This is a genomic window from Pseudomonas sp. PA-1-6B (assembly GCF_021609545.1).
Taxonomy (GTDB): Bacteria; Pseudomonadota; Gammaproteobacteria; order Pseudomonadales; family Pseudomonadaceae; genus Aquipseudomonas; species Aquipseudomonas fluorescens_BV.
In genome coordinates this window covers 1-24,096 of sequence record NZ_WJZM01000045.1, presented here as the reverse complement: position 1 = coordinate 24,096, position 24,096 = coordinate 1, and the positions used below count along the sequence as shown (strand labels likewise).

At 61.4% G+C, this 24,096-nt stretch carries 27 protein-coding genes; 16 read left to right on the top strand and 11 right to left on the bottom strand.

The window, feature by feature from the left end; genetic code table 11:
• Nucleotides 1-403: 403 nt before the first annotated feature.
• Nucleotides 404-1,177 (bottom strand): transporter substrate-binding domain-containing protein, encoded by a 774-nt coding sequence (locus GIV35_RS19780; protein WP_105226156.1) that lies wholly within the window; start codon nucleotides 1,175-1,177, stop codon nucleotides 404-406.
• Between the two features lie 365 nt (nucleotides 1,178-1,542).
• Between GIV35_RS19780 and GIV35_RS19775 the strand changes: the two genes are divergently transcribed.
• From GIV35_RS19775 to GIV35_RS19755, 5 genes are all read left to right on the top strand, one after another.
• Nucleotides 1,543-2,913: a glutamine synthetase family protein gene (locus GIV35_RS19775; protein ID WP_054919996.1), complete on the top strand. Its 1,371-nt coding sequence runs from the start codon at nucleotides 1,543-1,545 to the stop codon at nucleotides 2,911-2,913.
• Nucleotides 2,914-3,013: 100 nt separating this feature from the next.
• The gene (locus GIV35_RS19770; RefSeq protein ID WP_236265135.1) at nucleotides 3,014-3,613 is read left to right on the top strand and encodes a class I SAM-dependent methyltransferase; all 600 of its coding nucleotides are present in this window, start codon (nucleotides 3,014-3,016) and stop codon (nucleotides 3,611-3,613) included.
• Between the two features lie 122 nt (nucleotides 3,614-3,735).
• A complete protein-coding gene (gene rnd / locus GIV35_RS19765) occupies nucleotides 3,736-4,869 on the top strand; it encodes a ribonuclease D (RefSeq protein WP_213154002.1) in 1,134 nt (377 codons plus the stop codon).
• Entirely contained in the window at nucleotides 4,866-5,159 is a 294-nt protein-coding gene (locus GIV35_RS19760; protein ID WP_003189597.1) for a YcgL domain-containing protein, read from the top strand. The genes rnd and GIV35_RS19760 overlap by 4 nt, the downstream gene beginning before the upstream one ends.
• A gap of 107 nt (nucleotides 5,160-5,266) precedes the next feature.
• Nucleotides 5,267-6,199, top strand: coding sequence for a D-2-hydroxyacid dehydrogenase (locus GIV35_RS19755; RefSeq protein ID WP_236265134.1), 933 nt, complete (start codon nucleotides 5,267-5,269; stop codon nucleotides 6,197-6,199).
• A gap of 122 nt (nucleotides 6,200-6,321) precedes the next feature.
• Here the strand turns inward: GIV35_RS19755 and GIV35_RS19750 are convergent, their stop codons facing one another.
• Entirely contained in the window at nucleotides 6,322-6,915 is a 594-nt protein-coding gene (locus GIV35_RS19750; protein WP_003189601.1) for a nitroreductase family protein, read from the bottom strand.
• Between the two features lie 153 nt (nucleotides 6,916-7,068).
• On the opposite strand from GIV35_RS19750, the gene GIV35_RS19745 reads away from it, so the two are divergent.
• Nucleotides 7,069-7,518: a YcgN family cysteine cluster protein gene (locus GIV35_RS19745; RefSeq protein ID WP_003172524.1), complete on the top strand. Its 450-nt coding sequence runs from the start codon at nucleotides 7,069-7,071 to the stop codon at nucleotides 7,516-7,518.
• Nucleotides 7,519-7,531: 13 nt separating this feature from the next.
• Nucleotides 7,532-8,752: a hypothetical protein gene (locus tag GIV35_RS19740; RefSeq protein ID WP_236265133.1), complete on the top strand. Its 1,221-nt coding sequence runs from the start codon at nucleotides 7,532-7,534 to the stop codon at nucleotides 8,750-8,752.
• A 65-nt stretch (nucleotides 8,753-8,817) separates the two neighbouring features.
• Here the strand turns inward: GIV35_RS19740 and GIV35_RS19735 are convergent, their stop codons facing one another.
• From GIV35_RS19735 to GIV35_RS19720, 4 genes are all read right to left on the bottom strand, one after another.
• Complete coding sequence (locus GIV35_RS19735) at nucleotides 8,818-9,168, bottom strand: YgaP family membrane protein (RefSeq protein ID WP_019818260.1); 351 nt, start codon at nucleotides 9,166-9,168, stop codon at nucleotides 8,818-8,820.
• A 67-nt stretch (nucleotides 9,169-9,235) separates the two neighbouring features.
• On the bottom strand, nucleotides 9,236-9,703 hold the full coding sequence (locus GIV35_RS19730; RefSeq protein WP_003189607.1) for an RNA methyltransferase: 468 nt from the start codon (nucleotides 9,701-9,703) through the stop codon (nucleotides 9,236-9,238).
• Nucleotides 9,704-9,862: 159 nt separating this feature from the next.
• Nucleotides 9,863-10,237: a YajD family HNH nuclease gene (locus tag GIV35_RS19725; protein WP_003189609.1), complete on the bottom strand. Its 375-nt coding sequence runs from the start codon at nucleotides 10,235-10,237 to the stop codon at nucleotides 9,863-9,865.
• Between the two features lie 89 nt (nucleotides 10,238-10,326).
• On the bottom strand, nucleotides 10,327-11,013 hold the full coding sequence (locus tag GIV35_RS19720) for a spermidine synthase (RefSeq protein WP_034126624.1): 687 nt from the start codon (nucleotides 11,011-11,013) through the stop codon (nucleotides 10,327-10,329).
• A gap of 78 nt (nucleotides 11,014-11,091) precedes the next feature.
• On the opposite strand from GIV35_RS19720, the gene GIV35_RS19715 reads away from it, so the two are divergent.
• Nucleotides 11,092-11,373, top strand: coding sequence for a hypothetical protein (locus GIV35_RS19715; RefSeq protein ID WP_034126625.1), 282 nt, complete (start codon nucleotides 11,092-11,094; stop codon nucleotides 11,371-11,373).
• Here the strand turns inward: GIV35_RS19715 and GIV35_RS19710 are convergent.
• Complete coding sequence (locus GIV35_RS19710; RefSeq protein ID WP_105226160.1) at nucleotides 11,370-13,412, bottom strand: S9 family peptidase; 2,043 nt, start codon at nucleotides 13,410-13,412, stop codon at nucleotides 11,370-11,372. The genes GIV35_RS19715 and GIV35_RS19710 overlap by 4 nt on opposite strands.
• 24 nt (nucleotides 13,413-13,436) lie before the next feature.
• On the opposite strand from GIV35_RS19710, the gene GIV35_RS19705 reads away from it, so the two are divergent.
• From GIV35_RS19705 to GIV35_RS19695, 3 genes are read left to right on the top strand one after another with little or no spacing between them, the layout of a single operon-like run.
• On the top strand, nucleotides 13,437-13,970 hold the full coding sequence (locus tag GIV35_RS19705; protein ID WP_236265132.1) for an MFS transporter: 534 nt from the start codon (nucleotides 13,437-13,439) through the stop codon (nucleotides 13,968-13,970).
• Nucleotides 13,971-14,000: 30 nt separating this feature from the next.
• Complete coding sequence (locus tag GIV35_RS19700; protein WP_003189615.1) at nucleotides 14,001-14,777, top strand: class II glutamine amidotransferase; 777 nt, start codon at nucleotides 14,001-14,003, stop codon at nucleotides 14,775-14,777.
• Nucleotides 14,778-14,787: 10 nt separating this feature from the next.
• Nucleotides 14,788-15,330, top strand: a complete 543-nt coding sequence (locus GIV35_RS19695; RefSeq protein ID WP_034126628.1) for a DUF2937 family protein — start codon at nucleotides 14,788-14,790, stop codon at nucleotides 15,328-15,330.
• A gap of 123 nt (nucleotides 15,331-15,453) precedes the next feature.
• Here the strand turns inward: GIV35_RS19695 and GIV35_RS19690 are convergent, their stop codons facing one another.
• Nucleotides 15,454-16,374 carry a LysR family transcriptional regulator gene (locus tag GIV35_RS19690; protein ID WP_034126629.1) on the bottom strand — a complete coding sequence of 307 codons (921 nt, stop codon included), beginning with the start codon at nucleotides 16,372-16,374 and terminating at the stop codon, nucleotides 15,454-15,456.
• Between the two features lie 175 nt (nucleotides 16,375-16,549).
• Between GIV35_RS19690 and GIV35_RS19685 the strand changes: the two genes are divergently transcribed.
• The 4 genes from GIV35_RS19685 to GIV35_RS19670 all read left to right on the top strand — a co-directional run bounded on the left by GIV35_RS19685 (nucleotide 16,550) and on the right by GIV35_RS19670 (nucleotide 19,552).
• Complete coding sequence (locus GIV35_RS19685) at nucleotides 16,550-17,290, top strand: 5-oxoprolinase subunit PxpA (protein ID WP_236265131.1); 741 nt, start codon at nucleotides 16,550-16,552, stop codon at nucleotides 17,288-17,290.
• Nucleotides 17,287-17,991 carry a 5-oxoprolinase subunit B family protein gene (locus GIV35_RS19680; protein ID WP_236265130.1) on the top strand — a complete coding sequence of 235 codons (705 nt, stop codon included), beginning with the start codon at nucleotides 17,287-17,289 and terminating at the stop codon, nucleotides 17,989-17,991. The genes GIV35_RS19685 and GIV35_RS19680 overlap by 4 nt, the downstream gene beginning before the upstream one ends.
• The gene (locus GIV35_RS19675; RefSeq protein WP_105226162.1) at nucleotides 17,988-18,899 is read left to right on the top strand and encodes a biotin-dependent carboxyltransferase family protein; all 912 of its coding nucleotides are present in this window, start codon (nucleotides 17,988-17,990) and stop codon (nucleotides 18,897-18,899) included. Before GIV35_RS19680 ends, GIV35_RS19675 begins: the two co-directional genes overlap by 4 nt.
• A 209-nt stretch (nucleotides 18,900-19,108) precedes the next feature.
• Nucleotides 19,109-19,552 (top strand): hypothetical protein, encoded by a 444-nt coding sequence (locus tag GIV35_RS19670; RefSeq protein WP_236265129.1) that lies wholly within the window; start codon nucleotides 19,109-19,111, stop codon nucleotides 19,550-19,552.
• Between the two features lie 42 nt (nucleotides 19,553-19,594).
• Here GIV35_RS19670 and GIV35_RS19665 read toward each other — a convergent pair whose 3' ends face one another.
• The 3 genes from GIV35_RS19665 to GIV35_RS19655 all read right to left on the bottom strand — a co-directional run bounded on the left by GIV35_RS19665 (nucleotide 19,595) and on the right by GIV35_RS19655 (nucleotide 22,838).
• A complete protein-coding gene (locus tag GIV35_RS19665; RefSeq protein WP_003189625.1) occupies nucleotides 19,595-20,773 on the bottom strand; it encodes a vWA domain-containing protein in 1,179 nt (392 codons plus the stop codon).
• Entirely contained in the window at nucleotides 20,773-21,618 is an 846-nt protein-coding gene (locus tag GIV35_RS19660; RefSeq protein WP_003189627.1) for an AAA family ATPase, read from the bottom strand. Before GIV35_RS19660 ends, GIV35_RS19665 begins: the two co-directional genes overlap by 1 nt.
• A gap of 143 nt (nucleotides 21,619-21,761) precedes the next feature.
• Nucleotides 21,762-22,838 carry a DUF748 domain-containing protein gene (locus GIV35_RS19655; RefSeq protein ID WP_127881791.1) on the bottom strand — a complete coding sequence of 359 codons (1,077 nt, stop codon included), beginning with the start codon at nucleotides 22,836-22,838 and terminating at the stop codon, nucleotides 21,762-21,764.
• Nucleotides 22,839-22,965: 127 nt separating this feature from the next.
• Between GIV35_RS19655 and cysK the strand changes: the two genes are divergently transcribed.
• Nucleotides 22,966-23,940, top strand: a complete 975-nt coding sequence (gene cysK / locus GIV35_RS19650) for a cysteine synthase A (RefSeq protein ID WP_105226164.1) — start codon at nucleotides 22,966-22,968, stop codon at nucleotides 23,938-23,940.
• Nucleotides 23,941-24,096: the final 156 nt, after the last annotated feature.

Below are 24,096 nucleotides of genomic sequence, written 5' to 3'. Positions count from 1 at the left end.
CCTGCGGTAACGGCCACCTAGGGTTCCGCCCTGACGGCGGGTCACTTTGGAAAAGAGCCGGAATGCCGGCCCAGCCCAAAGTAACCAAAGGGCTCTTGCCCCACCACTCGGCACCTCGCTTAGGCTCGGTGTGCCCGTAATCCGCCAGTGATTTGGGGGGCCGCCGCCACGCGCCATCCATGGCGCGGGGCGGCTAAACCGGCATCCCTGCCGGTTTACCCCCCAAATCACTGTCGAATTACGGCCAGCGTGGTTTAACGGGGCGCCTGAGATCAAAAGCAGATCAAGATCAAGAGCGACTCGCTTCGCATCGTGGTTACCGTCGACCGTTACAGCGTTGTGTAGATACTTATAGCTATCGCAGGCAAGCCAAGCTCCCACAGTTAGATCGCGTCGGCCACATTCAAGGCGCAGCCAACCACTGCCCCACAATCCCCGCATACGCCCCCGTCGCCACACTCAAATGCAACCACTGATCCACGTAACTCTTCCAGGCCACATCATCGCGCGGCAACAAAAACGCTTTTTCACTGTACTGCATCGGTTGCTCCGGGTTGACCGCACACAACCCAGGCTTGAGCTTCTGCTGATAACGCGCCTCGCTGGCGTCGGTAATCATCACATCGGCTTTGCCCGCCAGCAGCTCATCAAAAATCGTCACGTTGTCATGCAGGCGAATCTGCGTCTGGCCCAGGTGCGCACGGGCAAACACTTCATTGGTGCCACCGGCGGGTTCGATCACTCGCACCTGGGGCTGGTTGATCTGTTCCACCGTCTGGTAGCGCTGCACATCGGCGCAGCGCACCAGCGGGATCTTGCCGTCGACTCCGAGAGACTGGCTGAAGAAGGCTTTTTTCTGACGTTCCAACGACACGGAAATACCGCCCACCGCGATGTCGCAGCGTTGGGCGAGAAAGTCCGGCATCAGGGTTTTCCAGGTGGTGGGCACCCAGTTGATTTTGGCGTTGAGGCTCTTGGCCAGGGACTCGGCCATGGCAATGTCGATACCTTCATAGCCGCCGTCGCTGCGCAGCGAGGTGTAAGGCTTGTAGTCGCCGGTGGTACACACGGTGAGGGTGCCGCGCGCAATCACGTCGTCAAGGCGAGATGCAGCGGTGTCGGCCTGGGCGACAGTGGCCAGGCTTGCCAGTACACAGAGGGCCAGAGGCGCTTTCATGGGGTCGAATCCTTGGGGCACGGTCGGGGGCTCATTATTTCCAGCACAGGGCAGGGTGGCAAGGCGCGGTGAATGTTTAGCCAAACTGCAACCAAACTCCATCAAGCCTGAATTTACTCGCGTATCCTCGCGTGTGACGCTCCATTCTCTCAATCACTGTGGATCGCGCATGCACGCTTGCCCCGACACTCACACCGCGACATTGCCGTCTGCGCTTGCGTTCTGGGCCTTGTTCCATTGCCGACACGCGCGCCCGCCAGATACCTCTCTCCTACGTTGATCTACCCCCATGGATGACGCACACCTGTGCGCATCTGCCCGGCGGCGCCTGCGCGCTTGCCTGACGCAAACGTATGAGAATTCCCATGAGTGTTTTTGCCAGCCTGCATGAAGCCCAGACCTTCCTTGAACAGAACCCCGACATTGAGATGTTCGAGCTGTTTATCCTCGATAACAACGGCGTACCGCGCGGCAAGCTGCTGCACCGCGACGAACTGCTGGCGGTGTACGAAAGTGGCCGGCCTCTGCCCAGTACCATCCTCGGCCTGACCATCAATGGCGATGACGTAGAAAACTCCGGGCTGGTCTGGGAGGTAGGGGATATTGACTGCCGCGCCTACCCGATCAGCGGCAGCTTGCAGCGCATGCCATGGCGCTTGATCCCCACCGCAGCGGTGCAAGTCAGCATGCACCCCACCGAAGGCCTGCCCGCCACCGTGGCCGACCCCAGGCACCTGCTGGCCAATGTTATCGAGGCGCTCAAGGCCGATGGTTATTACCCGGTGATGGCGGCGGAGCTGGAGTTCTATCTGCTCGACCAGAAGCCCGACAGCAACGGCCGCCCGCAACCGGCGCGGGATGTGGATGGCAATCGCCCGCGTTCGACGCAAGTCTACGGCCTGCGCGAACTGGAGCAGATCGAGCCGTTTCTTGCCGACCTCTACAGCGCCTGCAAACTGCAAGGGATTCCGGCGCGCACGGCTATCTCCGAGTACGCGCCGGGCCAAGTGGAAATCACCCTCGAACACCGCACCGACGCGCTGCAGGCGATGGACGAAGCCGTGCGCTACAAACGCCTGGTCAAGGGCGTGGCACACAAACATGGAATGACCGCCTGTTTCATGGCCAAGCCGTTCGACGACCTGGCCGGCACCGGCATGCACATGCACGTCAGCCTGGCCGATGCCCAGGGCAATAACCTGTTTGCCAGTGAAGCGACCGACGGCACGCCACTGCTGCGCCAGGCCGTGGGCGGCATGCTCAGTACCTTGCTCGATTCCCTGTTGATGTTCTGCCCCAACGCCAACTCTTATCGACGCTTCCAAACCAACAGCTATGCGCCGCTCGCTGCCACCTGGGGCGTGGACAACCGCACCGTCAGCCTGCGCGTGCCCGGTGGCCCGGCTCAATCGCGGCATATCGAACACCGCATCTGCGGTGCCGACGCCAACCCCTACCTGGCGGCTGCTGCGATCCTGGCCGGCATTCATCGAGGCATCCGCGAACAGCTCGACCCTGGCGCCCCGGTGCAAGGCAACGGCTACGCCCAGGCCAAGGAACTGCTGCCCACCGACTGGCTGACCACCTTGCGCGCGCTGGAAACGTCCCGCTGGGCACCGGATGCGTTCGGGCGCGAATTCCTCGGCGTTTACCTGGCGGTCAAACGTGCCGAATACCGCCAGTTCATGGGCGAGGTGGGGGAGCAGGATTGGCGGTGGTACTTGCATCAAGCGTGACCGGTTTTAGCGGGGTGGGCTTTCGACCTTTTTTTCACGTTGCGAAGGTTAAGCTGCGGATCAAGGTCGTTCACTACCGTTTCATTCACATGAGCCCGCGATGTCGCCACAACCTCCATCCTCCATCGAGACCGAATTCACCGAGCGCTATGACCGTGAGCATGCCAGGGGCTGTGGCGACCCGCGTCCGCCCAGGCTGTTGCAGCGCCTGTCGGCGTGGCGCGATGCGCGGTTGGTACGCCAGGCCCTGAAAGTGGCGGGCGAGCCAGGGCTTATCCTCGACCTGGCGTGTGGTTCCGGGCGCTTCTGGCCGGTGCTGGCCGAACACGTCAACCGTGTGATCCTGGCCTCGGACAACTCCCAGGCGATGCTCGATCACGCGCGCACCCATCACCCGGGCGGGTTGCTCAAGCGTGTCAAAACATTCCAGGGCTCGGCGTTTTCCATTGGCCTTTCGGCGAATGCGGTGGACTGCATTTTCTGTCTGGATTTGTTTCGCCATGTGCCCGGTAGCGATGCACGACTCATGTTGTTGCACGAGTTTCACCGCGTCAGTCGCGACACGGTGATTGTTGCCGTGAACGTGGGTACGCCGGTAGAGAGCGAGTTTCGCCAAGCCGGCTTCAAAATCCTCAATTACCAAGAGTTCCTGCCGGGCTCGCGGCGATGGTGCGTCTACGTTTTGCGTAAGAGAGGATAACGCCCGTTTGTCGGACTATTCTTCATCTCCTGTCGGAGTTTTCATGATGGCGCGTGCACTGCGGATGCTCGCAAGCCCCTTTCGCGATATATACTGCGCGCCATTCTTCAAGGGAGAGCCGTGTGGCCATCGATATTCACTGGATCTGCGACAACGATAGCCTCGGCCAGCATTGCGCCGAATGGCAGCAGTTGCCATTCGTCGCCCTCGACACCGAATTCATGCGGGTCGACACCTTTTACCCTATTGCCGGGCTGATCCAGATCGGTGATGGCGTGCGCGCTTACCTGATCGACCCCCTGACCATCGACAATTGGCAACCCTTGGCCGCCTTGCTGGAGAACCCAGCGGTGATCAAGGTGGTGCACGCCTGCAGTGAAGACCTGGAAGTGCTGTCGCGCCTGACCGGCAGCTTGCCGGTGCCATTGTTCGACACCCAATTGGCAGCGGCCTACCTCAACCTCGGTTTTTCCATGGGCTACTCGCGCCTGGTGCAGGCGGTGTTGGATATCGAGTTGCCCAAGGGGGAAACCCGCTCCGACTGGCTGCAGCGGCCATTGTCGGAGACGCAGGTCAGCTACGCCGCCGAAGACGCGGTGCACCTGGCCGAGGTTTACACCCGTCTGCGCCCGCAACTGTCGGATGACAAATACGCCTGGGTACTGGAAGACGGCGCCGAATTGGTGGCCAACCTGCGCCGCGAGATCGACCCCTACGAGGTGTACCGCGACGCCAAGCTGGCGTGGAAATTGTCCCGTGCCCAACTCGCGGTGTTGCGTGAACTGTGCGCCTGGCGCGAGCAGCAGGCCCGTGCTCGCGACTTGCCGCGCAACCGTATTATTCGCGAACACTCGTTGTGGCCCCTGGCCAAATCCCAGCCGGATAACCTCGCCGCCCTGGGCAAGATCGAAGACATGCACCCGCGCACCGTGCGCCAGGACGGCCAGTTTTTGCTGGACCTGATCAAACGCACCGGTAGCGTGCCCATGGACCAATGGCCGCCTGCCGTGGCTGAGCCGTTACCCGTGGACGCTGCCGCGTTGATCAAGCAACTGCGGGCCCTGGGCCAAACCTTCGCCGAGCGCCTGGACATGGCGCCGGAACTGATGCTGCGCAAGAAAACCCTCGAAGCCCTGGTTAAAAGTGGCTACCCCGATGGGCCTTACCAATTGCCAGACTCGCTGCGTGGCTGGCGCCGCGAGTTGATGGGCCAGGCGTTGCTCGACAGCCTGGCCAATGCCGGAGAACAGCCTTGAAACGTATTTGCTCCATCTACCGCAGCAAGAAAAAAGACGGCATGTACCTCTATGTGCTCAAAAGCGATGCCCTGGAGCGCGTACCCGAGCCGTTGATGGAAGCCTTCGGCAAGGCGCATCACGCCTTTGACATGGTGCTGACGCCGGAGCGCAAGCTGTCGCGCGAAGACATCGCCGTGGTGCTGGAAAACCTCGACAAGCAGGGCTACCACCTGCAAATGCCGCCGGCCGAGGACGAGTACATCGAGCACTTGCCCGAAGAGCTGCTGCGCCGCAACGACCCGATGTGATCGACCAGTGCCCGCTTCAGGGCACAGCTTCAATGGAATCGTATTAGAGGACGGTGGCCGTAAGGATGCGGGCGGCCGTCTGCACTGTTTTTTCAAAGGTTTGAACCATGCGTGTTCTGATTGCTGAACAGGATCATCCGCTCTACGCCCAATTGCTCAGGGACGCCGCCCCAGACCTCGAAGTGCTGACCAGCGGCGACTCGGCCGAACTCTCGCGCCTGGCCGCCGACTGCCCGGTGTGGCTGGGCCAGCCCGATCTGTTGGCGACCCTGCTGCGTCAGGGCCATCACCCGCAATGGCTGCAATCGACCTGGGCGGGCATCACGCCGTTGCTGGCCGACGGCTTGCCTCGCGACTATCGCCTGACCCGAGCGGTGGGCATTTATGGCCAGGTCATGGCCGAGTTTGTCCTCACCTACATGCTGGGTCACGAGCGCGAAGTGCTGGCGCGGTTGGTCAGCCAGGTAGAGCGCAAGTGGGATAACCGCATGGGCCAGAGCCTGGCCGGGCGCAAGGCGCTGATCGTCGGCACCGGTGACATCGGCCAGCGCGTGGCCGAGTTTCTGCTGCCATTCGGCGTGCAGTTGTATGGCATCGCCAGCCAGGCCCGCGAGCAGGCACCGTTTATCGACGTGGTCGGGCTCGACCAGTTGGGCCGGCTGGTGGGGGAGGTGGATTACGTGATCAACCTGCTGCCCAACACGCCTGATACCCATGACCTGTACGACGCGGCGCTGTTCAAGCAATTCAAACCCACCGGTTTGTTTATCAACGTCGGACGCGGCGTGGCGGTGGTGGACGCCGACCTGGTCGAGGCGCTCAAAGAAGGGCACCTGGCCGGCGCGGTGATCGACGTGTGCCGTCAGGAGCCCTTGCCGCAACGCCACCCGTTCTGGACGGCATGGGGTTTGCTGTTGACCGGGCACAGCTCGGCCCCGACCTCGCCGCCAATGATGGTGGAGTTGTTTGTGCAGAACCTGCGGGCGTATCAGGCCAAGCAAGCGCTGCGCGGGGAAGTGGATTTCGAGCGCGGCTACTGACAAAACGCGGAAAAATGTGGGAGCGGGCTTGCTCGCGAATGCAGTGGATCAGTCAACACATTTTGTGGCTGCCACACCGCGTTCGCGAGCAAGCCCGCTCCCACATTGAGTGTATGCAAGTCTTAGAGACTGAAGTCACCCTCGGACACCAGCTCGCTCAACGGCTTGCGCGGGCTCGGCATTTCGCGCCCTTGCAGGTACTCCGGCAAACTCGACTTGTCACCCAGCTTGCCCACCGCCACGGCCGCATGCAGCGCATAACCCTGGGGAATCTTCAGCTCCTTGCGGGTCAGTTCCTGATCGAAGCCGGCCATGCCGTGGGTGTGCCAGCCACTGAGGCTGGCTTGCAGCGCCAGGTGGCCCCAGGCCGAGCCGGTGTCGAAGGTGTGCCACAGCGCCGGGGTTTCTTCTGTGGCGCCGGGGGCGATGAAGTCGGTTTTCGACGCGATGATGACCAGGGCCGACGCATGCTGCGCCCAATTGCGGTTGAATTCATTCAGCAGGCCCAGGAAACGCTCCCAATCCGGCGTGTCACGGCGCGCATACAGAAACCGCCACGGCTGCGAGTTGTAGGCCGAGGGTGCCCAGCGTGCGGCTTCGAAGAAACTCAGCAAGGTCTCTTGCGGGATGCTTTCGCCGGTAAAGGCACGGGGCGACCAGCGCTCGGTGAATTGGGTGTGGATCGGATAATCGGCAACACGGGGGTTATTGCTCATGGACAGACCCTGATGAAAAAAACGGGATTCAAAACTACTGCGCCCACCCAGGCCTGACAAGTCTTGCAACACCGTCAGTCGTAAGCGCTTGGCCCCAACGGGCTTGGGCACTAGACTGGCGGCCTTTTCACCTTCCGATACTGATGCAGAGCCATGGCCGCCAAAGTCGAACCTTTCTGGATACGCAAAACCCTTGAGCACCTCGACCAAGAGGAGTGGGAGTCATTGTGCGACGGCTGTGGCCTGTGCTGCCTGCAAAAGCTTGAGGATGAGGACGACAACAGCGTCTATTACACGCGTATCGCCTGCAAGCTGCTCGACCTGAAAACCTGCCAGTGCACCGATTACCCCAACCGCCGCGCCTCGGTGCCCGATTGCATCCAGCTCACGCCGGGCCAGGCCGACCAATTCAAATGGTTGCCGCCGACCTGCGGTTACCGCCTGGTCAGCGAGCGCAAGGACTTGCCGCTGTGGCATCACCTGGTCTGCGGCGACCGTGACGCGGTACACCACGAACGCATTTCCCAGTCCGGGCGCATGCTCAGCGAAGGCAGCGTGCCCGAGGACGACTGGGAGGATTACCTGATTTTCCGCGCAGGCTGAACGAGGAGTGTGTATGAAGGTGGCCGCCAAGTGGGCCGCGGGCCTGGTCGTGCTGGCGCTGAGCGGGCCGGGCTGGTGCGCGAAGAAAGTCGACCTGGATTACCACATCAAGCTGTTGCCCCAAAGCCAGCAGGCCGAGGTGCGCGTCAGCCTGTCCCAGGGCGCGGCGGTGCGCAGCCTGAACTTCGACCTGGGCCGCGACGGTGACTACAGCGACTTCAAGGCCGATGGCCAGTGGCAAGTCACGGGCAACCGTGGCCTGTGGCAACCCAGCCCTGACAAGGCCAGCCTGACCTACCGGGTGCGCCTGGCCCATGTGCGCAAGCCCGGCGTGTATGACACACGCATCACGCCCGGCTGGGCGTTACTGCGCGGCGAAGACCTGGTGCCGGCCGCACGTCTCGACCAGCAAGACGGTATCGAGCTGGTCTCACGTCTGATGTTCGAACTGCCGACGGGTTGGAAGAGCGTCGAAACGGCCTGGCCGCGCATCGGCCAGAACAAATTCCGCATCGACAACGTGTCCCGCCTGTTCGACCGTCCCACCGGCTGGATGCTGGCGGGCAACCTCGGCAGCCGCCGCCTGCGCCTGGGTGAAACCGACGTCACCGTGGCCTCGCCCAAGGGCCAGGGCATGCGCCGCATGGATGTGCTGACGTTGCTGACGTTTGTCTGGCCCCAGGTGGAAGCCGCGTTCCCGCGCCATCCCGGCAAACTGTTGATTGTCGGTGCCAGTGACCCGATGCGGCGGGGCGCTTATTCGTTACGCGATTCGATCTACCTCAACAGCCGCACGCCGCTGGTGGGCGAAAATGGCAGCAGCCCGCTGCTGCGCGAAGTGGTGCAGGCCATCGGACGTTTCAATGACCACGACAGCAGTGACTGGATCAGCGAGGGCTTGGGCGAGTACTACGCGATTGAGCTGATGCGACGTGCCGGTGGCATCACCGATGAACGCTATGCGGCGATCCAGGCGCGGCTGACCAAAGAAGGCAAAGATGTCACCACTCTCAAAGGCGAGCACGTCAACGGCGCGACGCTGGCGCGTTCGGTGGTGGTATTGCAGGAACTGGACCGTGAGATCCGCGTGAAGACCCACAACAAACGCTCCCTGGACGATCTGGCGCAGGCGGTGATGCGGGTGAACAGCGTCAACACCAAAGAATTCGTGCAGTTGGCCGAGAGTGTGATCGGTGAGTCGTCGGTGGTACTGGATTCCAAATTACTGCGCTGAGCAACAAAACTGTGGGAGCAAGCCAGCTCCCACATTTTAGATCTTCACAGTCTTGAAGACAGGGATCAGGCTTTAGGTTTCACCGCCTTTTCAGCCGCCACTTCAGCCTTGGTCTTCAGGTTCTTCAACTCTTCACCGGCACGTTCGATCTTGGTGCGCACGCTGTTCATTTCCTGGCGGCCCTGTTCCAGTTTGTCCTTGAGCGAACTGTGCCCGGTAAAGCCACGGGCCAGTGCCACGCCACCAATCGCCACCTGGATCAAGCCGAAAATCCCGCCGCGGCGCAAGCCTTTACCCACCATCATTACCCCGCCGGCCACCGAGCCGATGCGCTCCCAGCCATGCACGTTCTGGGTGGGTTGAGGCTTCAAGGGTGTGGCTTCGATGATAGGTCGCAAGGTTTTGCTGTCGCTCATGATCAGTCTCCAACAAGGGCAAGTGTTACTAGCTGACTATGCGCACGTGCCGGATGTTCCCGCAATGTCAGTACTTGGGGCCCGAACGGGTGTTATTGCCCTTGGCCAGGCGGTCGTAGAGCACCACGTTGACCGTAGCCGCCAGGTTCATGCAGCCGGTGGTGGGGATGTACACCACGTCCTCGCACCAGTCGCGGATCTCTTTGTCCAGGGAGCCGTCTTCGGGGCCGAAGATATACAGCGCGCGGTCGGGGTGGGTGTATTCAGGCAGCGGACGGGCGCCTTCGACCAGTTCCACGGCTACCGGAATGCAGCCCAGGGGCAGGATCTTTTTCAGGTCGTCGATGCCGATCAGCGGGATATCGTGGTGCACCTTCTTGGTGTCGGTGATGAAATCCCGGGCGCGCTCGTAACGCACGCCGGTGTAGAACACCGAGGCCACGCCGTAGCAGCCGGCGGCACGCATCACCGAGCCGACGTTTTCGGGGGATTTGGGGTTATACAGACCGATGCAGCTGTAGCGTTTATTGCCCACGGGGAAGGGTGCCTTGAGAAAAACGGCGATTATACGGCCTGGGGGGATGCAGTGCTTGGGCGATCGCATCGCGGGCAAGCCCGGCTCCCACAGGGAAATGCATTCCTACTGTGGGAGCTGGCTTGCCTGCGATGAGGCCGGAACAGGCAAAGAAGAACGTTAGTCGTCCTTCTTCATCAACCCCGCCAATGCCGCAAACGGGTTGTGCGTCGCCTTGGCAATGCTCGGGCTGCTGGTGGAGCCTTCGCCGAAGTACTGCTGGTCGGTGTAGCGCGAGTGTTCGTTGTCGTGGCAGTACAGGCACAGCAACTCCCAGTTGGAACCGTCCTGGGGGTTGTCATCATGGTTGTGGTTGCGGTGGTGGACGGTCAGTTCACTCAAGCGCTTGCCGGAAAACTCACGGGCGCAGCGGCCACACACGTGGGGGTACATCTTCAAGGCTTTATCGCGGTAGCCCATTTCGCGGTCGCGCTGGGCATCGGCGAGGATGCGGTCCAGCTTGGCGGTGTGGGAGGGCGGGTTGTTCGAGCTCATCATGGCTCCTGGCTATTATTGGGTGGTTCACGGACAAGGTTGATTCTAGCCGCTCCCACAGGGGATTGGCGCTATTGAATCAACCGTGATCAGCCCTTGAGCTTCTCTGCAATCCAGATGGTATGCCGCGTGCCCTTGTTGCCATGGGCAAACACTTGCACTTCCTCGGCCTTGAAACCGGCCTTGCGCAGTTTGTCACTGAACAGCTTGTCGGCACTGGCCGACCACACCGCCAGCACGCCCTTGGGCCGCAGGGCCTTGGCGCACGCGGCCAGGCCACTGGCCGAGTACAGCCAACTGTTAGCTTTTTGCGTGAGCCCCTCGGGGCCGTTGTCGACGTCGAGCATGATCGCATCAAAGCCTTGGGGCTCGGCCTGCAGTACCTTGGCCACGTCTTCCAGGCGGACCACGGTGCGCGGGTCCAGCAGCGGGCGACCGGATTTCTCCCCCAGCGGCCCACGGTTCCATTCCACGACGCCGGGCACCAGTTCGGCCACCACCACTTCGGCGCTCTTGCCCAAATGCTTGAGCGCCGCGGCCAAGGTAAAGCCCATGCCCAGACCGCCGATCAGCACCCGTGAACCCGGGCGCCCGGCCACTTTGCGGCAGGGAATCTCCGCCAGGGCATCTTCGGAGCCATGCATGCGCGTGTTCATCAACTGGCCACCGTCACCGCCCTGGATCTTGATGACGAAGTCCTCGCCGTATTCGAACAGGCACAAGGCACCGCCGTTGTCGGGGATTGGGGTGGTGTCGAGCAGAACGAAACGTTTCATGGAAATCTCATTGGGAAGGGCATTCTTGCGCGGTTGGGAGTAGCCTTAGGGCATTCCGGTCAGGCCATGGAGCCATCGATGAAGTGCAGCATTCTAACGGTCATTGTGTTGAGCGCGCTCGCATTGGGTACCGCGCAGGCTCAGGAGTTACAAACCGTACCGGTCGCGCCCACGCCAACCCCAGGCGCGCCGGGCACGCCAACACCCACGTTGTACCCGCAAGTCACGCCGCCCGTTGCGCCCAAGACCCAGAATGGCTCGCCGCCGCTGGCGCCCATCGTGCTGCCGGCGCCGCCCAAGGACCAGACGGTCCCTGGCCTGCAGCAGAACGACAGCAAGCCGAAAACGCCGGGCGGTTAGACCAACCCGAGAGCCTTGAACACAAAGGCATATTCGAGGGCGACGTCACGTAGCCCCTGATAGCGCCCGCTCATGCCGCCATGGCCGGCGCCCAGCTCGGTCTTGAGCAGCAGCAGGTTGTCGTCCGTCTTGATATCCCGCAGCTTGGCCACCCACTTGGCGGCTTCCCAGTACTGCACGCGGCTGTCGTTATAGCCGGCGATCACCAGCGTGGCCGGGTAAGCCTGGGCGCTGACGTTCTCGTACGGCGCGTAAGCCTTGATGCGCGCATACACCTCGGGTTCCTCGGGGTTGCCCCACTCGTCGTACTCGGTGATGGTCAGCGGCAGTTCCGGGTCGAGCATGGTATTGAGCACATCGACGAACGGCACTTCGGCAATCGCCGCCTGGAACAATTCCGGACGCTGGTTGAGCACCGCGCCGATCAACAGGCCGCCGGCACTGCCGCCGCTGATCGCCAGTTGCTGGGAGGTGGTCAGGCCCTCGGCGATCAAATGTTCGGCGCAGGCGATAAAGTCGCTGAAGGTGTTCTGCTTGTGTTCCTGCTTGCCGTTGCGATACCAGGCTTCCCCCAGCTCACCGCCGCCGCGCACATGGGCGATGGCAAACGCCACGCCACGGTCGAGCAAGCTCAGGCGCGCATGGGAGAACCACGGGTCCAGGCTTGAGCCGTAGGCACCGTAGCCATATAGGTACAGCGGCGTCGGCTTGCCGAGCTGGTCACGCTTGACCACCAGGCTGATGGGTACCTGAGTGCCGTCGGCGGAAGTGGCCCACAGGCGTTGGCTGACGTAATCGTCGGCGTTGAAGACGCCCAGCACCGGAGTTTCCTTGAGCACGACCTGTGCGCCTGTCGCCAGCTCAAGCTGGCGCACTTGGGCCGGGCGATTCAAGGCCTCATAGCGCAGGCGGATCTTGTCGCTGGGAAACTCCAGGCTGTTCTGCACGTAGAGGCTGTAGGCGGCGTCAGGCAATTGCACCCGATAGGCCGGCACATCCTCCGGGTGCACTTCGATGACTGGCAGGCCACCGATGCGCAGGCTCAAGGTCATGGCGTTGGCGTTCAGGCTCACGCCGTCGAGCATGACCTCGTCGCTGTGGGGGATCAGGTTCTGCCAGTCCGCTTCGGTGGGCGGCGTGCCGGTGTCGGCGGCCACGTACAGCGCATGGTTGATGCCGTCGCGGTTGCTGCGGATAAACCAGGTCCACTGGCCATTGCGCTTGCCGTGGTCGACGTCGTATTCGTGGTCTTCGACCCGTGGCGCCAGGCAGGTGAAGGCCAGGTGCGGTTGCTCGGCGTCCAGCGCCCAGACTTCGCTGGTGGTCTTGCTGCCCAGGGCCAGCAACAGTTGGCGTTCGGAGCTTGAGCGGTAGCAATGCAGGAAGAAACGGCCGTCGGGCTCGTGGAACACTTCCTGCGCGGCGGTGCCGTCCAGGCGATAGCGATACAGCTTGTGTGGGCGATGGGTGTCGTCCAGTTCGCCGAAAAACAGCGTCAGGCTGTCATTGGCCCAGGTCATGCTGCCATCGCAGTTGTCGAACGCCAGTTCGCTGACCTTGTCGGTCGCCAATTCCTTCACGAACAGGGTGTAAATCTCTTCGCCGCTGGTATCGAGGCTGTAGGCCAGGCGTTGGTGATCGGGGCTGATGCTGAACGCGCCCAGGGAGAAAAAGCCGCCATTGGCCAGCACGTTCGGGTCCAGCAACAGCTCTTCGCTGCTGGTGTCCACCTGGTTGCTGTCATCGGCCGGGCGGCGGCAGCGGTAATGGCGGGCGTATTCGTCGCCGGCGGTGGTGCGGGTGTAATACAGATACGGGCCCCAAGGGGAGGGCAGCGACAGGTCAGTTTCCAGAATGCGGCCCTTGATCTCGTCGAACAGGGTCTCGCGCAACGCTTGCTGATCGGCCAGTTGGGCTTCCTGCCAGGCGTTTTCGGCCTTGAGGTAGTCGAGCACCTCAGGGTTGTCGCGTTCTTGCAGCCAGGCATACGGGTCTGGGCCTGGGGCCTTGCGGGCAATCGGTGCGGTGGAAATAGGCATGGATAATTCCCTATCTGGCAGACGGTGGCAGGCATTGCAGCCGCGACACGCAAAAGCCGTTATCATAGCCGCCTGTTTGCCAACCTTGCCATGGACACCATGACCGAGAACGACTATCTGACCGCTTGGGGCCTTTACGCCTTCGCCGCTTTGGGCTGCCTGTTGGTGTGGTGGCGCATGACCCGCTGGATCTGGCGCTGGCTGCGCGAGCCCCTGCAATTGCTGATGGCGGTGTTGCTGCTCAGCCCGACCATTGTCGACCCGGTCAAGACCCAGTTTGCGCCGGCCGTGGCCATTACCGCCCTGGACCTGGTGCTCAAGGTCGGCAACAACGCTTGGCGCGCCATTTCCGATCTGTTCATGTACACGATGATCGCGTTTGCCCTGTACATCGTGTTTGTGCTGATTCGCTGGCCCATCGAGCGCGCCGCCAATGCTCGCCGTGAGCGCAAGGCGGCTGCGGCTGCGGATGCGGCCTTGGCCGCCGAGCCGGAAGACGACGAACCGTTCCGTCGTCCGGCGCCTGCCGGTGGTATGCGGGTCGAACCGCGCCTTTAACGTTGTTTGCCCTGCAGCGAGAGCCCTGGCATGTGTGAATTATTGGGCATGAGTGCCAACGTCCCCACCGATATCGTGTTCAGCTTTACCGGGCTGATGCAGCGCGGTGGGCGCACTGGCCCGCACCGCGACGGCTGGGGCATTGCCTTCTATGAAGGCCGCGGCCTGCGCCTGTTCCAGGACCCGGCTGCCAGTAGCGAGTCGGAAGTCGCATTGCTGGTTCAGCGTTACCCCATCAAGAGCGAAGTGGTGATCGGCCATATCCGCCAGGCCAATGTGGGCAAGGTCAGCCTGGCCAATACCCATCCGTTCGTGCGCGAGCTGTGGGGGCGTAACTGGTGTTTTGCCCACAACGGCCAACTGGCGGACTTCAACCCCCGCGCCACCTTCTACCGCCCGGTGGGCGATACCGACAGCGAAGCGGCGTTCTGCGACTTGCTCAACCGTGTGCGCGAAGCCTTCCCTGAGCCGGTGGACATCGAACAGGTGCTGCCCGACCTGATCGCCGCCTGCGCCGAATACCGCAGCAAGGGCGTGTTCAACTGCCTGCTCAGCGACGGCGACTGGCTGTTCTGCTATTGCTCGACCAAGCTGGCACAGATCACCCGGCGGGCGCCTTTTGGCCCGGCGCGCTTGAAAGATGTCGACGTGATCGTCGATTTTCAGGCCGAAACCACCCCCAATGATGTGGTAACGGTGATCGCCACCGAGCCGTTGACCGACAACGAAAACTGGACCCGCTACGAACCGGGCCAATGGAGCCTGTGGCGACGCGGTGAATGTGTCAGCCAGGGCGTTACCGAGTAAGGAATCGAGCATGTTGCTTAGCTATCTGCGGTTGGTGCTGTTTGCCGTTGGCTTGTTGGTCGGCGTGCAGGTGCCGGGGTTTATCAATGACTACGCCAAGCGCGTCGAAGCCCACCTGATCGAGGCCCAGACCGGCTTGCGCGGTTTCGAGTCCACGGCGCAGCAGTTCTTCAACGGTGATATGCAAGCCTTGGTGGCGCATTACCGCGCCAGCGATGACCCGGTATTCCAGAGCGACGCCAGCAGCCTGGGCGCTATGCTCGATCGCCAGCTCGAGTTGGACAAGCAATACCAGGCCATGCAAGGCCCGTGGTACATCCGTGCCCTGCAAGTGGCGGTGGCTGCCGACCCGGATATCCGTTCGGAGACCTGGAATGGCTACAGCTACCAGATTCTGCTGACGCCTGAAGCCATGGGCTGGGGCCTGGGCGGGGCGATGCTGTTGTCGTTCGGCATTGAATGCCTGTACCGCTTGATCGACTGGGTGGTGTTGGGCGGCCGGCGCCTGCGCCAGAGCCGGCCCATCGAAGAGCGGGACCTCAAGGGCCTCTGATCAAGGACCGACTCGGTCCAATGTGGGAGCTGGCTTGCCTGCGATAGCGGTGGGTCAGTTACCGATGTGCAGGCTGACCCACCGCTATCGCAGGCAAGCCAGCTCCCACAGTTTTGGGAACGATCAGTCGGGTTTATGCAGTTGCATGCGTTCTGCACCGACTTGCTCGGCATAGCGGGCGACGACTTTCTGGCACAACCCCACAATTTCCTCCACCAACTCCACCCCCACGCGCCACGACACCACTACTTGCAAGTTCGGCAGGCGCTGGGCCATGGGCAGCATCACCAATTCCCCTCGCTCCAGCTCTTCGCTCACCAGCACCGGCGGCAGTGCGCCGATGCCGAAGCCATCGCGCAGCAACCGGGTAATCGCCGACACCGAGTTCACGCAGTTCATGCGCGGTGCGGCCACGCCATTGGCCTGCATCAAACTCAACACGTCCTGATGCGGGTGAGAGTTTTTCGAGTAGGTGATGATGCGCTCCTGGGCCAGTTCGGCGAGGGAGGCGTAGTCGCGGTTGTAGATCGACTGGCTGGCCACGATCCAGGCCATGGGGTGGCTGGCCAGTTCCAGGCTGCGCACGGTTTCCAGGCGCAGCAGGTCGGTTTGCAGGATCAGGTCAAGAAAGCCTTTTTGTAGCTGATCGCTGAGGTTAAGCGCGGTATCGGCGATCAGCTCGATCTCCACCAGCGGGAACAGCTTCATCAGTTCAGCGACCAGCGGGCTGAGCCAGGTGTGGATCACCGTGTCCATCGCGCCGATCCGAATGCGCCCGACCTTGCTGCTGGTGGTCTCCAGAGACTGCTTCAAGCCCTGCATGGTCACCATCATTTGCTCGGCATAGTCGAGCACTTTCAAGCCTTCCGGGGTCAGGCTTACACCACGCGAATCACGTAGGAAAAGTTTCACCCCCAGCTCGCTTTCAAGCACGGCAATGCGGCTGGAAATCGAGGCCTGGGTGGTGAACAGCTTCTCGGCCGTCAACCGAAAGCTCTTGAGCCTGGCCACCCAGACGAAGGTTTCGAGGAACTTCAAATTCATGGGATCAACTTTTTCTTATGCATGGATCGGTTTTTATTAGTTGGACGTCGCACCGGGCAAGCGCCAAAAATCGAGCCGTTCCACGATAAGCGTCGTTGGGGTGCCAGGACAAGTTGCGAGTTCTGTGTAATAAATCCCACACTACAAAAAAACAAAACCTACAGGAGCGACCACCGTGAGCCGCCTGCTACTGAACTGCGACATCGGCGAAAGCTTTGGCAACTGGACCATGGGGCTGGACGCCGAAGTCATGCCGTTCATTGATTGCGCCAACGTGGCCTGCGGCTTCCATGCCGGCGACCCGAGCATCATGCGCAAGACCGTCAGCCTGGCGTTCAAGCACGGCGTGCAGGTGGGCGCCCATCCGGCCTACCAGGACCTGCAAGGCTTCGGCCGGCGCTCCATGAATTACACGTCGCAGGAAATCCAGGACCTGTTGCACTACCAGATCGGCGCGCTGGATGGCATCTGCCGCGCTCAGGGCGGGCGCGTCAGCTATGTGAAACCCCATGGTGCGATGTACAACGACATGATGGCCAACCCCGCGCAGTTGCGTGCGGTGATCCAGGCCGTGGCCGCCTACGGCGACCTGCCGCTGATGCTGCTGGCCACCCGGGATAACCGCGCGGCCCAAGCGTTGGGTGATGAATACGGGGTGACGCTGTGGTTCGAAGCCTTTGCCGACCGTGCCTATGACAGCAACGGCCATCTGGTTTCCCGCCAGTTGCCCGGCGCGGTGCACCACGACAGCGAAACCATTGTGCAGCAGGCCCTGACCCTTTCCCGTGGCGAATCGCTGATTGCCAGCGACGGCAGCTCATTGGTACTCCAGGCCAATACCCTGTGTGTGCATGGCGACAACGCCAGCTCGGTGGCTGCCGTGCAGCGTATCCGCGAAGCGTTGAAAACAGCATGAACCCACGCATCGAAGTGGTGGCGATCGACTGCCTGATGGTGCGCCTGTTTGATGTGATCGCCGAAGCCAACATGCCGTGGATGCTGGCGGCTACCGAGCGCCTGCACAATGGCTTTGGCTTGGCATTGGTGGACCTGGTGCCGTCCTACACCACCTTGATGGTGCATTACGATCTCACTGCGCTAACCCCGGCCCAGGCCCGGGCGCTGATTGACCAGGCCCTTACCGACCTGCAACCCCAGGCCCAGGGCAGCGGCCAATGCCATGTGTTGCCAGTGTGGTACGACCTGAGTGTCGGCCCGGAACTGACCTTGCTGTCCCAGCGCAGCGGGCTGGCCGTGGAGGAGGTGATCCGCCGCCACAGCGCCCACGAGTACCAGGTGTTCGCCCTCGGTTTTGCCCCTGGGTTTGCCTTTATGGGGCTGGTGGACGAAGTGCTCGCCACCCCACGCCTCAACACGCCGCGCAAACGCGTGGCCGCTGGCAGTGTCGGTATCGCCGAGCGGCAGACCGCCGCTTACCCGGTGGTGTCCCCAGGCGGCTGGAACCTGATCGGCCGCACCCCGGCCAAACTGTTCGACCGTGAGCGCGACGGCTACAGCCTGATGCAGCCCGGCGACACGGTGCGCTTCGCCTCGGTCAGCCACGCCGAATTCATCAACTTGGGTGGCGATGACACGCCGTTGGAGGCGCAAGCATGAGCCGCTTGATCATCGAGGCCAGCACGCCACTGTGCCTGTTGCAGGACGCCGGTCGTTTTGGTGTACGCCACCTGGGCGTGACCCAGGGCGGCGCGCTGGATTGGGTGTCGATGTCCTGGGCCAACTGGCTGTTGGACAATGCCCTGGATGCGCCGGTGGTGGAGATCACCCTTGGGGGCTTTACCGTACAGGCCGAGGATTATTGCCTGCTGGCCTTGGCCGGTGCGGACCTGGGCGCCTATGTCGATGAGCGAGCGATAAGCCCCGGTCGCAGTTTTATCCTGCAAAAGGGCCAGCGACTGCGCTTCACCCAGCCGTTCAATGGGGCACGCGCTTATCTGGCCGCGCCCGGTGGCTTTGATGCGCAGGCGGTACTGGGCAGTTGCGCAACGGTCGTGCGCGAAGCGTTGGGTGGGGTGGACGGTTTCGGCAAGGCCTTGGCCGAAGGCGGGCGGTTGGCGTATTCCGGTACGGGCGGCGCGATGAAGGTGCTGGCTAGCCCGGATTTGCAATCCGGTGCATCACTGGACGTGATCATCGGCGCGCAGATAGGCCAGTTCAGCGGGCAGAGTCTGTTTGATGCCTTCAACGCCGAATGGTCTCTGGACAGCCGTGCCGACCGTATGGGCGTGCGTTTGCTCGGCACGCCGTTGCAGTATCAGGGGCCGTCGTTGATTTCCGAAGGGATACCGTTGGGCGCGATCCAGGTGCCCCCGGATGGGCAGCCGATTGTGTTGCTCAATGACCGGCAGACGATCGGTGGTTATCCGCGGTTGGGCGCGTTGACGCCTTTATCCTTGGCGCGGCTGGCGCAGTGTTTGCCGGGGGAAAAAGTCCGGTTGGCCCCGGTGGTGCAGGAAACAGCGCATCGGCAGCACATAGAGTATTTACGCAGGTTTTCAGCGTAAATGGGTTTTAAAGATGAGTCCTACGACATTGCAGAATTTTGTCGTCTTTGCCCCAGCGCACAGCCATGCAAGCCTTGAGTGGCTTATTCACTATCAGGCTTTGCTATGCGCTATTTGAAGATATATGCCCAGGATGTACTCGATAACGATATTCCGGATGTGGTCTGGTCTATCTGGAGTTTTATGACACCGCCCAAACCCCCGCGCTTGTGCATCGGGCAACGGCATTTGATATTACTGACGATGGCCAGTTTGACTGGATTATTGCGGATGATCTCAATCAAGACGGCATTGTCGACAAGGTTGACCGGGAGATGGCACTGGAGTTTTCCCAGCTGTTTCTGGCGTTCCAGTGGTTCAGTCTCGATGAGCCCTTTGACAAATACCTGAAGGTGTTTGCCGGCGACTTCGATGACAACGGGATTCCTGATACGGTGCGGCTGCACTTCCATCAGGGCGAGGGAGACCCTCGAGATGAAACCATCGTCTATTCGGCGGCGGTATACAGCGACGGAAATGGTCAAGGGGCCAGTGTTTCGATCAATCAGGATGTGAACAACGACGGGAAAGTGGACCGCCAGGATTCAGAACTGATCAAACAGTTCGCTGCGCTCTTTCTCAGGTTTTCCTGGATCGACAACGAGCACTGCTGAGTGCCGTGCCTGTAGCCGATAGCATCGGCTACAGGCCAGGGTTCACTTGGATAGAAAACGCATGCCCTCTTCAAGCCCGCGCAGCGTCAGCGGATACATTTGATCCTCCACCAACTCCCGCACGATCCCCGTCGACGCCGTATAGCCCCAGGTATCTTTCGGGTAGGGGTTAATCCAGATCAGCTTCTTGTACTTGGCCATGAAGCGCTGCATCCACACATACCCCGGCTCCTCGTTCCAATGCTCGACGCTGCCACCGGCCTGGGTGATTTCATAGGGCGCCATGGCCGCATCGCCGATAAAAATCACTTTGTAGTCGGCGCCGTATTTGTGCAGCAGGTCCTGGGTGGAGGTGCGTTCGGAAGTACGGCGCTGGTTGTTCTTCCACACCGATTCGTACACGAAGTTGTGGAAGTAAAAATACTCCAGGTGCTTGAACTCGGTCTTGCACGCGGAGAACAGCTCCTCGCAGATCTTCACGTGGGCATCCATCGAGCCGCCGATGTCGAACAGCAGCAACAGCTTGATAGTGTTACGCCGTTCGGGGCGCATCTGGATATTCAGCAAACCGGCATCGCGGGCTGTGTGGTCAATGGTGCCGTCGATATCCAGCTCTTCGGCCGCGCCCTGGCGGGCAAACTTGCGCAGGCGGCGCAGGGCGATCTTGATGTTGCGCGTGCCCAGTTCCACCTGGTCGTCGAGGTTCTTGTACTCGCGCTGGTCCCAGACTTTCACCGCCTTGCCCTGACGCTTGCCGGCGTCACCGACGCGAATGCCTTCAGGGTTGTAGCCGCCAGAACCAAAGGGGCTGGTGCCGCCGGTGCCGATCCACTTGTTGCCACCGGCGTGGCGTTCTTTCTGTTCTTCCAGGCGTTTCTTGAACTCCTCGATCAGCTTGTCGAGGCCACCCAGGGACTGGATCTGCGCGCGTTCCTCATCGCTCAAGGAACGTTCGAATTCCTTGCGTAGCCATTCTTCGGGGATCAGCGCCTGCAGGTGGTCGTCGAGCTTTTCCAGGCCGTTGAAATAGGCGCCGAAGGCCCGGTCGAACTTGTCGAAATGCCGCTCGTCCTTGACCAGGATCGCCCGGGCCAAGTAGTAGAACTCGTCCATGTCGGCGAAGGTCACGCGCTGTTTGAGCGCGTTGATCAGGTCGAGCAGCTCGCGCACCGACACCGGTACCTTGGCGGCACGCATTTCGTTGAACAGGTTGAGCAGCATCAGCGATTACCGCGACGGCTCATGAACGCCAGACGCTCCAGCAACTGCACGTCTTGCTCGTTCTTCACCAGGGCGCCAGCCAGGGGAGGGATGGCCTTGGTCGGGTCGCGCTCGCGCAGCACTGCTTCGCCAATATTGTCGGCCATCAGCAGCTTGAGCCAGTCGACTAGCTCGGAGGTGGACGGTTTTTTCTTCAGGCCCGGCACCTTGCGCACATCGAAGAACACGTCCAGCGCTTCGCTGACCAGGTCTTTCTTGATGTCCGGGTAGTGCACGTCCACGATCTTTTGCAGGGTGGTGCGGTCGGGGAAGGCGATGTAGTGGAAGAAGCAGCGGCGCAGGAACGCGTCCGGCAGCTCTTTTTCGTTGTTGGAGGTAATGATGATGATCGGGCGCTTCTTGGCTTTGATGGTCTCGTCGATTTCGTAGACGTAGAACTCCATCTTGTCGAGTTCTTGCAGCAGGTCGTTGGGGAACTCGATGTCGGCCTTGTCGATTTCATCGATCAGCAGGATCACCCGCTCTTCTGATTCAAAGGCTTCCCACAGCTTGCCCTTCTTCAGGTAGTTGCGCACGTCGTGCACCTTGTCCACGCCCAGTTGCGAGTCGCGCAGGCGGCTGACCGCGTCGTACTCGTACAGGCCCTGGTGCGCCTTGGTGGTGGACTTGATGTGCCAGGTGATCAACCTGGCACCGAAGGATTCGGCCAGTTGCTCGGCAAGCATGGTCTTGCCGGTGCCCGGTTCGCCCTTGACCAGCAGCGGCCGCTCCAGGGTGATGGCGGCGTTGACGGCCAGTTTCAGGTCATCGGTAGCCACATAGGCCTGGGTGCCTTCGAACTTCATCGGTCATTCCTCGAATTCATCAATGGCCTGACTATACCGCGCAGCCCCGGCGACTGTGAACGCAGACGGGCTATTCAGTCTCTGAATGGCGGGTCACATCAGCCCTGGCCCATGCAGGGAGTGTGGAGCCAGCTCCCACAGGGTTAATCAGCGCTGGGCTTGGGCTGTTCGTAACGAGCATTGAACGCCTGGATGAACCCATTGCGCAGAATCGCGATCACCGCAGAAAACGCGCTGACATTTTGCTGATGCACGCTACCGCTCAGCTCTACACGGGTGGCGAACTGGTTTTTACGCTGGTTTTTCAGCACGGTTTCGCTGGCGCCCACCACGGCTTCCCAGATCGAACGGAAGATATTCTTGTCCTGGTTTTCAACGTCTTGTTGCCAGTCGAACACCTCCACATCGCGCAGCAGCGGCTTGATGTAGCCGCTGAGCCGGCCATTCTCAGCCTGGGCTTCGATCACCACATCACCCGTGCCAGCCTTGAAGTCGAACTTGCCATAGGCAGAGGCGAAGTCATTCATGCGTTTTAGTTGCAGGTCGCGGGCGCGGAAGCGGAACTCGAACTCTTCGAAATCGCTCAGCGGGTCAAAGGTGGCGTTGGCTTCCAGGGGCGCCTGGCCTTGCAGCAGTGCCTTGCCTTCAAAGCGTGCATCACGCTTGCCTTTGACATCCACCACATTGGTCAGGTTGTAGAAGCTGGCGTTGACCCCGGTGGCGTTTATATTCACCTGGGGCTTGGAGCTGAAGTTATGGAAGGCGATCTCGCCGTCTTCGATGCGCACTTCATTGAGGGTAATCGGCAGCAGCTTGCGCAGTTGTTCCTGCCAGTCGGTGCCTTTACCGGTCTGGGACGCCTGTTTGTTGGCCCCGCCGTCGACGAAGTTGATCTGCGGGCGCACAAAATGTCCTTCGGCCACGACGGCATGGTCGTACCACAGCGAATGCCAACTGACTGCGAACTCGATCAGCGGCGCCTTGACGAACGGTACCGGGACCTTGCCGTCCACCTTGACGATTTGCAGGCCGTTGATCCGGTATGCGCCGCGCCATAGCGCCAGGTCCACATCGGCAATCTCGCCGCGGTAATCGCCCATGTTGGCGAGTTTGTCGTTCAGGTAGTTGCGTACCAGGTAGGGCAGCGCGATGTGCACGGCAATCAGGACCAGCACCAGAGCGGCGATTGTCCCTAACGGCCAACTGTAGCGACGTTTCATTGGGCAGTTCTCCTAGCTTGTAGGGGATTGACTGTTCTGATCGTCGCAACGTTCCTCCTTCTGGACGCTTGGGAGCACGAGGCATACCCTTGGGGCCTTTCCCAAAGTCTCGACAACAGGAATCGCCATGAGCCGCATCTTCGCAGACAACGCGCACTCCATCGGTAATACGCCTCTGGTTCAGATCAACCGCATCGCACCGCGTGGCGTGACGATCCTGGCCAAGATCGAAGGGCGCAACCCGAGTTATTCGGTCAAGTGTCGCATTGGCGCCAGCATGGTCTGGGATGCGGAAAGCAGCGGCAAGCTCAAGCCGGGCATGACCATTGTCGAGCCGACTTCGGGCAACACCGGTATCGGCCTGGCGTTTGTCGCCGCCGCCCGTGGCTACAAATTGCTGCTGACCATGCCGTCGTCCATGAGCCTTGAGCGCCGTAAAGTGCTCAAGGCTCTGGGCGCCGAACTGGTGCTGACCGAGCCGGCCAAGGGCATGAAGGGCGCCATCGACAAGGCTGCCGAGATCGTCGCCAGCGACCCGGCCACCTACTTTATGCCGGCCCAGTTCGATAACCCGGCAAACCCTGCGATCCACGAGAAAACCACCGGCCCGGAAATCTGGAGCGACACCGATGGCGCCGTGGACGTGCTGGTGGCAGGCGTGGGGACCGGCGGCACGATCACCGGGGTATCACGCTATATCAAGAACACGGCGGGCAAGCCGATTCTGTCGGTGGCCGTGGAACCCATGGTTTCCCCGGTGATCACCCAGGCCTTGGCGGGTGAAGAAATCAAGCCCAGTCCGCACAAGATCCAGGGCATCGGCGCCGGTTTCGTGCCAAAAAACCTCGACCTGTCGATGGTCGACCGCGTGGAGCTGGCGACCGACGAGGAGTCCAAGGCCATGGCCCGACGCTTGATGCTGGAAGAAGGCATCTTGTGCGGGATCTCCTGTGGCGCCGCCATGGCCGTGGCCGTGCGCCTGGCCGAGAAGCCAGAGATGCAGGGCAAGACTATTGTGGTGATCTTGCCGGACTCCGGTGAGCGCTACCTGTCGAGCATGTTGTTCAGCGATTTGTTTACCGAGCAGGAAAACCAGGCCTGATCTTAAGAGCAACCCTGTGGCGAGGGAGCTTGCTCCCGCTGGGTTTGTGTGCGGGACCCTTTTTTCTCTGGTCCGTCTCTCCCCCACCCGCGGACGCTCCCCTCCCCCCAGGGTTTGTGTTTGATCTCGGCCGGGTCCGGCGCGCCGCCCGAAGGG